The organism is Burkholderia sp. Tr-20355 (genome assembly GCF_017104685.1).
Lineage (GTDB): Bacteria > Pseudomonadota > Gammaproteobacteria > Burkholderiales > Burkholderiaceae > Burkholderia > Burkholderia seminalis.
This window is the reverse complement of the sequence record NZ_JAAGPK010000298.1, coordinates 1-4,713: the sequence shown is the minus strand read 5'-3', so window position 1 is coordinate 4,713 and position 4,713 is coordinate 1. Positions and strand designations below refer to the sequence as shown.

Annotated in this window: 6 protein-coding genes; 4 read left to right on the top strand and 2 right to left on the bottom strand. The window is 70.9% G+C overall.

The features are described 5' to 3' along the window. The coding region (locus G3N62_RS34425) for an exodeoxyribonuclease VII large subunit (protein ID WP_346778213.1) at window positions 1–197 on the top strand (197 nt) is incomplete at its 5' end. 227 nt (window positions 198–424) lie between these two features. Then, window positions 425–1,003: a superoxide dismutase [Fe] gene (gene sodB, locus G3N62_RS34420; protein ID WP_011352986.1), complete on the top strand. Its 579-nt coding sequence runs from the start codon at window positions 425–427 to the stop codon at window positions 1,001–1,003. Window positions 1,004–1,107: 104 nt separating this feature from the next. On the opposite strand, the gene chrA is transcribed toward sodB, so the two are convergent. After that, entirely contained in the window at window positions 1,108–2,319 is a 1,212-nt protein-coding gene (gene chrA / locus G3N62_RS34415; RefSeq protein ID WP_124670942.1) for a chromate efflux transporter, read from the bottom strand. An 87-nt stretch (window positions 2,320–2,406) separates the two neighbouring features. Further along, window positions 2,407–3,114, bottom strand: a complete 708-nt coding sequence (locus tag G3N62_RS34410) for a Crp/Fnr family transcriptional regulator (RefSeq protein WP_034191136.1) — start codon at window positions 3,112–3,114, stop codon at window positions 2,407–2,409. Window positions 3,115–3,195: 81 nt separating this feature from the next. On the opposite strand from G3N62_RS34410, the gene G3N62_RS34405 reads away from it, so the two are divergent. Continuing rightward, window positions 3,196–3,720 (top strand): Mpo1-like protein, encoded by a 525-nt coding sequence (locus G3N62_RS34405; protein ID WP_124670941.1) that lies wholly within the window; start codon window positions 3,196–3,198, stop codon window positions 3,718–3,720. Then, a partial coding sequence (locus tag G3N62_RS34400; protein ID WP_206141487.1) for a 2-dehydropantoate 2-reductase occupies window positions 3,713–4,713 on the top strand: 1,001 nt, incomplete at its 3' end. The genes G3N62_RS34405 and G3N62_RS34400, both read left to right, overlap by 8 nt.

The window sequence follows — 4,713 nt, the reverse complement described above, 5'->3', positions numbered from 1 at the left end:
CGGCGCGGCTCGAGGTGCTGAGCCCGCAGCGCACGCTCGAGCGCGGCTATGCGGCGCTGATCGATGCGCAGACGGGCCGCGCGGTGCGCGCGCCGAACGCGCTGAAGCCGCAGCGGCGCCTGACCGTGCATCTCGCCGAAGGCTCGGCCGACGTGTCGCTCGCCGACGTGCAGCCGCGGCTGACCGATACGATCTGACGTAATCGCCGTAAGGCGGGCGAAGGCCGCCGCAACGGACGCATCGTGAGCGGGAACGGATGCTGCGCATCGTCGGGTTCGTCCTGCCGGACGTCGCGCGAACATCGCTTTTCCGCATACCGCGGATAAATGGCCCGCGAGTTTGCGGGGTTATTCGGTCTCGCCTACAATCGGACGCTCGGCAGCATCCAACACGCCCTCCCTACATACTCAACGAAGGAATCGCCATGGCTCATACGCTCCCGCCGCTCCCGTACGCTGAAGACGCACTCGCGCCGACCATCTCGCTCGAGACGATCCAGTACCACTACGGCAAGCACCATCAGGCTTATGTGACGAACCTGAACAATCTGATCCCGGGCACGGAATTCGAAAACCTGTCGCTGGAAGAGATCGTGAAGAAGTCGTCGGGCGGCATCTTCAACAACGCCGCGCAAATCTGGAACCACACGTTCTTCTGGAACAGCCTGTCGCCGAACGGCGGCGGCGCACCGACGGGCGCGCTGGGCGACGCGATCAACGCGAAGTGGGGTTCGTACGACGCCTTCAAGGAAGCGTTCACGAAGGCCGCAGTCGGCACGTTCGGTTCGGGCTGGGCATGGCTCGTGAAGAAGGCTGACGGTTCGCTCGACATCGTGTCGACGAGCAACGCGGCGACGCCGCTGACGACCGCCGACAAGGCACTGCTGACGATCGACGTGTGGGAACACGCGTACTACATCGACTACCGCAACGCACGTCCGAAGTTCGTCGAAGCGTTCTGGAACATCGTGAACTGGGACTTCGCGGCGAAGAACTTCGCGTAAGTCCGGCGCCGGCGCGCCGCCACGGCGCGCAGCACCCCGAAAAAGCCCTCGTTTCGAGGGCTTTTTTGTTTTTTGTCGCGCGGGCAGGCGGCGCGCGTGCCGGATCAGGCGGCCAGCCCGAGCGCCCAGCCGAGTGCCGCGCTCGCAAGCACGACGGCCCATGGCGGCACGCGCCAGAACACCAGCGCGACGTAGGCGACGAGCGCGGCGGCCAGGTCGCGCGGTGCGACGATCGTGTCGGTCCAGACCGGGTGATAGAGCGCGGCGAGCAGCAGCCCGACGACGGCTGCGTTCACGCCCGCGAGCGCGGCCTGCATGCGCGTGCTGCGGCGCAGGCGCTCCCAGAACGGTGCGGTGCCGGCAATCAGCAGGAACGACGGCGCGAAGATCGAGACCAGCGCGAGCGTGCCGCCGAGCCAGCCGTTCGGCGCGTCGCGCAGCGAGGCGCCGAGGAACGCCGAGAACGTGAACAGCGGTCCCGGCACGGCCTGCGCGACGCCGTACCCGGCAAGGAACGTCGAATCGCCGACCCAGCCGGGCGCGACCACGGCCGCCTGCAGCAGCGGCAACACCACGTGCCCGCCGCCGAACACGAGGGCGCCGGTGCGGAAGAACGCATCGACGACGGCGAGCGTATCGGAGTGGAGCGCGCGGGCCGCGAACGGCAGCGCGACGAGCAGCGCCGCGAACAGCGCGAGCCACAGCATGCCCGCGCGGTGCGACACGTGAAGCGGCAACGGTTCGTGCGCGTCGCGTGCCGGTTGCGGCAACAGTGCGAGGCCGGCGGCACCGGCCGCGGCGATCACCGCGATTTGCGTCCACGCGGCCGGCGCGAGCAGTGCGACGCACGCGGCCGCGGCCATCAGCGTGACGCGGCGCGCATCGGGGCACAGCGTGCGCGCCATCCCCCAGACGGCTTGCGCGATCACCGCGACCGACACGATGCGCAGCCCGTGCAGCGCGCCGGCTTCGATCGGTGCGCCCGTCGCGTGAACGCCGAGCGCGAACAGCATCATCAGCAGCGCCGACGGCAACGTGAAGCCGAGCCACGCGGCGAACATGCCCGCATAGCCGGCGCGCGCGAGGCCGATCGCCATCCCGACCTGGCTGCTCGCGGGCCCCGGCAGGAACTGGCACAGCCCGACGAGATCCGCATATGTGCGTTCGCTGAGCCAGCCGCGCCGCGTGACGAATTCGGCGCGGAAGTAGCCGAGATGCGCGACCGGGCCGCCGAACGACGTGAGGCCGAGCCGCAGGAACGCGACGAAGACGGGCCACGGATGACGGGGCGGGGCGGCGGCGGTCGATGGATTCAAGATGGGGCGCGGGGAGATCGGACGAGCCGACACGATAGCGCAACGCGGCGGCGGCGGGGCGGCGTGCGACAGCGCGGTACGCGCTGCTCAGCGCGTGCCGTCGCCCAGCCCGCTCGCGCGGCGCAGCGCGTCGATGTCGACCAGCTCGATCTCGCCGACATGCAGCCGCACGACGCCGTCGGCCTGCAGCGCCTTCAGCAACTGGTTGGTGGTCTGCCGCGTCAGCGACAGCATCGACGCGAGCGTTTCCTGCGACAGCCGCACGCGCGTGCGCCCGGCGCTGATGCCGCCGTAGCCTTCGGCGATCATCAGCAGGCGCGCGGCGAGCCGCTGCGCGGCCGGCATCACGCTCATCGCCTCGACGGTCAGGAAGCTCAGGCGCAGCTTCTGCGCCATCAGCAGCGCGAACTGCCGCCAGTATTGCGGCGTCGCATCGAGGATCGCGAGCAGCGCGGCCTGCGGGACGTGCAGCAGCAGCGCGTCGTCGAGCGCGATGGCGTCGTGCGTGCGCGGCTGGCCGTCGAACAGCGCGATTTCGCCGAACCACGTGACGGGCTCGGCCACCGTCAGCAGCGCTTCCTTGCCCTGCGGGTCGACCGCACCTATCGTGAGTGAACCGGCCAGGACCGCGTACAGCCCGCACGGCGGGTCGCCGCGCCGGAACAGCGCGTGGCCGGCCGGCAGGCGGCGCAGCGCCGCGCCGGCGAGCAGGTCCGCGCGCAACGCGGGCGGCAGCGCGGCGAACCACGGGTTCGCTTCGATCTGCGGCAGGTACGGGGCGAGCGGAGCTGGCATGGGCACGCGATGTCGGGTAGCTGACAGAGGTTGTCGGGCGTGACGCGCATCATAGCGCTCAATAACCGACCAGGAGACGCGATGAAGACGCTCGAAGACCATCTTTCGCAGTATGCGGCCTACCATCGCGACGCGCGCAACATCGCGACGCATCTGGTCGGCATCCCGATGATCGTGTTCGCGGTCGAGGTGCTGCTGTCGCGGCCGGCGGTCGGGATGCTGGCCGGCGTCGCGCTGTCGCCGGCGCTGCTGCTCGCGGTCGCGTTCGTCGTGTTCTACCTGCGCCTCGACCTGCGGTTCGGGATCATGATGACCGCGCTGTTCGCGCTCGGCCTGTGGGCCGCGCAGTCGCTCGCGTTGCTGCCGACCGCGCAATGGCTCGCGATCGGCATCGGCGCGTTCGTCGTCGGCTGGATCGTGCAATTCGTCGGGCACTGGTTCGAAGGGCGCAAGCCCGCGTTCGTCGACGACCTGGTCGGCCTGATGGTCGGGCCGCTGTTCGTCGTCGCCGAAGTCGCGTTCTTCGCGGGGCTGCGCGCCGAGGTGCGCCGCGAAGTCGAGCGGCGCGCGGGCCCCGTGCACGGCGGCGCGCACTCGCATGTCTGATGCGCCGGTCTGCGTGTTCGGCGCAGGTGCCGTCGGCTGTTATCTCGGCGGCCGGCTCGCGGCGGGCGGCGCGCACGTGACGCTCGTCGGCCGCGCGCGGATCGGCGATGCGATTCACCGGCACGGGCTCACGCTGACCGACCGGCGGGGCTATCGCGCGACGCTCGCGGCGGCCGATGTCGCGTTCGCGACCGATCCGGCCGCCGCGGCCGACGCACGGCTCGTGCTGGTCGCGGTGAAGTCGGCCGCCACGCGGGAGGCAGCCGGGCAACTGGCCGGCGTGCTGCGGCCCGGCACGGTCGTGATCAGCTTCCAGAACGGCCTGCACCATGCCGACACGTTGCGCGACGCGCTGCCGCAAGCGACCGTGCTGGCCGGCATGGTGCCGTTCAATGTGATCGAGCGCGGGCCCGGTGCGTTTCACCAGGGTTCGGCCGGCGCGCTCGCGGCCGACGCGTCGTCCGCGCTGCAGCCGTTCGTCGGCGCATTCGCGCGTGCCGGGCTGCCACTCTCGCTGCATCGCGACATGCGGGCCGTGCAGTGGGCGAAGCTGCTGCTCAACCTGAACAATGCGGTCAATGCGCTCGCGAACCTGTCGCTGCGCGACGAGCTTGCGCAACGCGCGTACCGTCGCTGCGTCGCGCTGGCCCAGCGCGAGGCGCTGCACTGGCTGGCACGCGCCGCGATCCGGCCGGCGCGGCTCACGCCGCTGCCGGCCGGCTGGGTCCCTGCCATGCTCGATCTGCCCGACGCGGCTTTCCGTGTGCTCGGCGGCCGGATGCTGGCGATCGACCCGCTTGCGCGCTCGTCGATGTCCGACGATCTTGCGGCGCGCCGTGCGACGGAGGTCGAGTGGATCAACGGCGAGATCGTGCGGCTGGCCGCGCGCTTCGGCGCGCAGGCGCCCGTCAATGCGCGCCTGTGCGCGCTCGTCCACGACGCGGAAGGCGCGGTCGTGCGCCCGGCGTGGCGCGGCGACGCGCACAGGCGCGA